Raw genomic sequence first — 6,453 nt, forward strand, 5'->3', positions numbered from 1 at the left:
CTTCATAACGGTCGATAAACCACAGGCGCTCCTGGGCAAACGACAGCCGCTGTTCCTCAGGCCGGGCGATCGACGGTGCCTGGATGATCTGGCTACCCTGCGCGGTATTATCAATAAATGCCGCCAGTGCACGGATGGATCTCAGGCGGAACAGGTCAGAGACATGCACACTTTTTTCTAACGCGCGGGTCAAACGGCCCACCAGCTTGATCGCCAGAATGCTGTTGCCCCCCAGGCGATAGAAGTCGTCCAGCACGCTGAGGCTGTCCTGCGGGAGGGCGAGCAGCTCGGCGAAGACCTCGGCCAGTTGCTGCTCGGTCGCCGTCGCTGGTGCCACCCGGTCTGCCTGCGCCTCAAACGTGGGGACCGGCAAGGCAGCACGATCGACCTTGCCGTTGACGGTCATCGGTAGCGACAGCAGGTGAACCAGGGCCGACGGCACCATGTAGTCCGGCAGAACCTGTTGCAGATGGGCGCGCAACACATCTTGCTCCAAGGGGGCCTGTGCGACGTAGTATGCCGTCAGATGGGTATGCCCCGCCGGGTTAGTGCTCGCCAGGACCAGTGCCTGCTGGATGGCAGGATGCTCGATCAGCCGGGCTTCGATCTCCCCCGGCTCAATACGGAAGCCACGGATCTTGACCTGGAAGTCATTGCGGCCCAGGTATTCGATATTACCGTCCGGCAGGTAACGGCCCCGGTCCCCGGTTTTGTAAAGGCGGGCGTTTTCACCACGGCTGCGTTCGGCATCGCTGCGGAACGGATTGGCAATAAACGCGTCCGCTGTCGCCTGCGGGTTATTCCGATAGCCGCGTCCAACGCCAGCACCGCCGATATACAACTCACCAATCGCACCTTGTGGGACGGGGCGCAGGTGACGATCCAGCAGATAGACGCAAACGTTGTTGATCGCCTTGCCGATATTGGTATTGGCATCGCCAGGTTGATAGATCCGCGCCGTCGCCCAAACGGTGGTTTCGCTAGGCCCGTAACCGTTGATCAAACGGACTCCGGCCTCACAGTAGCGGTCAATCATCGCCGCATCGATACACTCCCCACCAACGACCAGCGTGGACAGTTCCAGAAGTTCATTTTGTGCCAGTAACGCCGGAGGAATAAAGGCGAAATCGATAGCGTGATCCCTGATATAGGCAGAGAGCGCGATAAAGTCGAGACGTTGGTGTTCTGCCAGAATATGCAGGCAATGGCCATTCAACAAGGCACAGAAAACATCCAGCGCATGGGCATCGAAAACATATTCCGAGTACCACAACGTGTTTAGCCTGGCAGCCTGCTCATAGCCCGTAGGCATACCTAGCAGGTCTGACTGCCCTTGCGCCAGGTTGATTAACGAGTGATGTTCAATCATCACCCCTTTTGGCCGGCCAGTGGTTCCGCTGGTAAAGATGATATAAGCCAAATCGTCTGGCTGCGTGCGTGACGGTACATTGCTGTCGTCGAGCTGCGCCAGCCTGTTGGCCAATTGCGGGTTATCAATATCCAGCAGAGGGAAACCACAGCCAGCGATGCGTGCATCATAATGCTGCTGCGTCAGGATCAACACCGGTTTAACGTCGTCAACCAGCAGACTCAAGCGCTCCAACGGTGCCTGAGGGCTAATCGGGACATAGGCCGCCCCGGCCTTGAGTACGGCCAGCATGGCAATGACCATATGGGTCGACTTATCAAAATAGAGGGCAATCGCGCTGTCAGGCTGTATCGCAAAGTTCGCCTGCAGGTAAGCCGCCAACTGGTTCACCCGCTGATTTAACTCGCGATACGTCAACCGAGTATCCTGATATACCAACGCCAAAGCATCCGGCGTTCTGGCAGCCTGCTCTTCAAACATCTGACCGACCAGTTTATTCCGCTCCACGGCAACCTGAACCCGCGGCTGGTTTGCTACCAGCTGCGTATAGTCCTCCTTCGTCAGCAGCGATAACGCCTGGGGAGCCATGGCCGGGTCCGCGATCAACTGCTGTACGGTGAGCCGAATTCCCTGCAGCACGCCTTCAATGGCCGAACGGCTGAACAGCTCGCCCGCATAGTTGATCTTGAACTCAATCCGTCCATCCTGTTCGTACACCATGATGCCCAGCGGGTAATCCAGTTTTTCATCACTGTCCTCAAACTCGAGTTTGAACAGGCTCTCGCCGTTATCGGCAGGCACCGGATAGTTTTCAAACACGAATAGCGAGTTGAACAGACGTACCCCCGCCTTTTGCAGTGTGATCAGGCTGATATTGCTGTAGCTATTGATGTCATTAATATGGGCCTGCAGGCGTTTGACATTGTCGATGATCGCCTCATCGGCATGTGCCAGAACGACAGGCAACGTATTGATATATAACCCAACAGAGCGCTCTATCTCCTCCACCGGCAGGTTACGACCAGACACCGTCATGCCCACAATCGTCACGTCCGCATGGCTATAAAGGCTGAGCTGTTGGTGCCAGCAATACTGCATCAGCGCATTCAACGTCACGCCATGCTGCCGCGAGAGCGCCTTCAGCCCGTGGTAAAGCTCACCGGCCAATGCGGTCGACACGCTCTGAGGGTCTTGTAAGTGTTTATATTCACTTAAATTGACGTGCTTCATCTCAGGCTTTAGCAGGCCGGTGAGATTCTCTTGCACCTCCAAGCCACCCAGATAGTTTTGCCAGAACTGCTCGGTTTCCTGGCTAACCGTCTGTAGCAATGCCTGTGCCTCCAGATAGCTTTGATCTGCGGTTTGCTCCGGCGCGCTTCCCTGTTGCAGGGCCAGATAATTTTGGTGCACGTCGTTGAGCAAGATCGGCAGGCTCCAGCCGTCCAGAATCGCGTGATGGTTATTAAACAAACAAATGTAGTGTTCGGCCGCGCACTTAACGATATACAGCCGGAATAACCCGCTAGCAGACAAATCGAAATGGGTCTGCTGATCCTGCTTGATGAGTTCAGCCATGGTGCTTGCTTGTGCACGTTCGTCCTGCTCACTGATATCGATAAACTGCCAACCAAAGGTGCCTTGCTTATCGACAATCTGCACAAACTCTTCCTGCCAGGAGAATCTTAGCCGCAGCGCCGGATATTTCGCCTGGCTGCATTGCCACGCCCGTTTTAACAGCTCGACATCCAACGCATTACGATAGTGCCAGACCATTTGCGTACGATAGGCGTTGTCGACATCGCCTTGCAGTACGTAATGATAAATAAACCCTTGTTGCAGGCTGTTAGCCGGATAAATCGCCGCCACCTCTTCATCCTGCTGGAGGTGCACTAACAATTCACCGGAGACCACGCCATTAACATCAGACTCGGTGAGATAAGAGCGAGATGACCGCTTAAGCTCATCGATCAACTGGATTAACCGCTGGCGATAAGTCGTGGCGAACAGTTCGAGCTGTTCCGGGCTGAGATCACCCTCGACCAGGAACTGTAATTGACCATTGAGCACACCGCCGTTCAGCGCTAAAAAGTCCGTTGTGCGGTTATTCGCTGATAATGCCGACCCCGTAGATTCCTGAACAAACGCCCACTCGCCATCCCGTTCATCACCATCAAACTGGCCAAGGTAGTTGAAGCTCACTGCCGGCAATGCCTGCGCATCATAGCCAACCAACACGCCATAGCCTAAGCCATGGTGAGGAGGGGTTCGCAGCCTGTCTTTAATCAACGGTAAATTGCGTACAAGGTCACGATGCTCAATACGCAGATTGACCGGATACATGCAGGTAAACCAACCGACGGTATTATTGATATCCACATCGTCAAACATCGCCTCTCTGCCATGCCCTTCCAGCAGGACATACTGGCTGTCACCGCCAACCACCTGCGACAATGCATCTGCCAGTACGGTCAGCAGAATATCGTTCACCTCGGTGTGATAAACATGATGAAGGTCTCGCAACAGACAACCGGTTTGCTGTTGCGACAGGCTTATCATCGTACGATTGAGCGTCCCCACGCGATGGGCGTCCAAACACTGGTGCCAGGCGTCCAAATCCGTGGTCAGGTTCTCCCAGTAGTGCCTCTCATCCCTATGGTTGTTCACGGCAACGGCTGGGTAGTTTTGCAGCGAGTTGACCCATTGGCGGTAACTCGTGCCTTTCTGGCCCAGGATAGTTTGCGCATCAGCCGTCGCATCAAGGTTATCGCCTTGTGCTGCAAAGAACTGGTAAAGCGTGCGTAAGTCGTGGTTAATAATCCGCCAGCTGACCGCATCAATATTGAGATGGTGTACCGCTACATGGATACGCGCAGTCTCATCAGCGTAGCCTGCAATATAACCGATATGGAACAGTGGCCCTTCTGCCAGGCAAAAACGGTTCTGCCAGGCCGTCAACTGCGCATCGAGCTGAACGGCTGTGAAATCCTGTTGATTGATCGCATCAAATGGCAAGGTCGCTATCGTTTGACGGTAGTGGCCGACAGCGGCATCATTCGGGTAAACGGCACGCAAAATGTCATGATATTCAACCAGTTTAGCCACGCTCAAACGCAGTAACTCAACGTTTAACGTTGGCACTTTAACCATAAATGCCTGGTTCCAATGCCCAGCATCAGGCAATTTCCCCGCCTCTACGGCCTGGAAGAACCAGCGCTGGATCGGCGCCAAGGGGAGCTCATCCGCCAGCATGCCCGCCTCTGACTGGATAACCGGCAAATTGTCCCCCTGACGTTGCAGCAGGTAAGTGCTCAATGCTTTGGCCGTTCTGTGGGCAAAGATGTCTTTCACCGTGAGATGGTGGCCAGATAACTTTTTGAGTTTATTCGCCAGTTGGATACTGCTGATACTGTCCCCGCCCAAGCGGAAGAAATCATCAGTGATCCCTACCGCATAATCCTTAAGCTGTAATACCTCCGCAAATACGCGGCAGATCAGCATTTCACTCTCGTTGGCTGGGGCCACGTAGTTCGCCTCATCCGTTAATATCGGCAGAGGTAAGGCTTTGCGATCCAACTTATTGTTCATGTTCATCGGCAATGCCGTTAAATGAACAAACGCCGTGGGGATCATATAGGCAGGCAAACGCTGTTGCAGATGCTCAGACAGCACATCTGCTGGCAATGCGTCTGGCGCAACATAATAGGCCACCAGATACTTTTGCCCCGAGTCATGCTCCAGTGCCAGTACCACAACCTGTTCAATCTGTGGATATTGGGTCAGACAGCTTTCGATTTCGGCCAATTCGATCCTGAAGCCACGGATCTTCACCTGGGCATCATTACGCCCAATATAGTCAATCTTACCGTCGTTCAGGTAACGGACTAAATCGCCCGTTTTATACAGCCGATCGTGACGGCCTCGCGCTTTATCTTCATCACTTTGCAGTGGGTTGACGATAAACGCCTGATGAGTCGCCTCAGGGTTATTTAAATAACCACGGCCTACACAGTCACCACTGATATAGAGCTCACCCACGGCACCCTCAGGGAGCGGCCGTAGAGAACCGTCCAGAATATAAGCGTAAGCATTGCCTATCGGCCGGCCAATGATGGTATTGCTATCGCCCGTTTGGTAAACATTCCTGGTGACAAAGACCGTGGTTTCCGTTGGGCCATAGCAGTTAACTATTTTTACCCCCTGAGCGCTATAGCGCTCTATCACGCTGCTACTGGCCACCTCCCCTCCCAGGATTAGCGTGGAAAGCCCCAGTGTTTCATTGTTATTTAGCAGCGCAGGGGGCACAAAACCGATATCAATGGCATGTTGTTTAATGTAGGCAGCAAGCGCACCGAAATTCAAACGTATCTCTTTAGACAAGACATGTAAGCAATGGCCGGTCAGCAACGGGCTGAACACATCCAGAACATGCGCATCAAAGGTATAATTTGAATAGAAAAGGTAACTTTTTGTCGGCTCTCCGACCTGGCAGATCTCAGTGCCAAAGATACTCCGCTGAGCCTCCACAAGATTGGCGACAGAATGATGCTCAATCATCACCCCTTTAGGAGTTCCCGTCGTCCCGCTGGTATAGATGACATAAATCAGATTGTCAGGTTTGGTTTGGGTTGCCACGTTAACCACCTGGTGGCTGGCAGCCCGCGCTATCAACTCAGGATCGTCCACGCACAGCAGCGCCGTCTTCTGTGGATCAATCAGCTTGGCCAGCGCCTCTTGCGCGCCCAACTCCGTCAGAATAACGCGGGAATGAATATTTTCTATCGTCCAGAGCATTCTCTCCGCGGGCATATCGGGGCTAAGCGGTACATAGGCAGCTCCGGCCTTCAACACCGCCAGGATACTCACGATCATGCGCTCCGATCTTTCCAGGCAAAGCCCGATCAGATCGTCCGGTTGTAAAACAAACTGCGCTCTCAAGTAAGCGGCCAACCGGTTGGCGCGTTCATTCAACTGCCGATAGGTCAGGCTCACCCCCTCAAACACCAGTGCGATATTCTCTGGGGTTCTTGCTACCTGCGCCTCGAACATTTCGTGGATCGTCATATCCCGTGGGTAATCGCATTCTG

Annotated in this window: 1 protein-coding gene; it reads right to left on the reverse strand. The window is 53.8% G+C overall.

The features are described from left to right. Positions 1 to 6,453 (reverse strand): non-ribosomal peptide synthetase (locus JHD74_RS25260; RefSeq protein WP_199063813.1); only part of this gene is annotated, 6,453 nt, incomplete at both ends.

This window comes from Serratia sp. ASV30, from assembly GCF_016428815.1.
Lineage (GTDB): Bacteria > Pseudomonadota > Gammaproteobacteria > Enterobacterales > Enterobacteriaceae > Chania > Chania fonticola_C.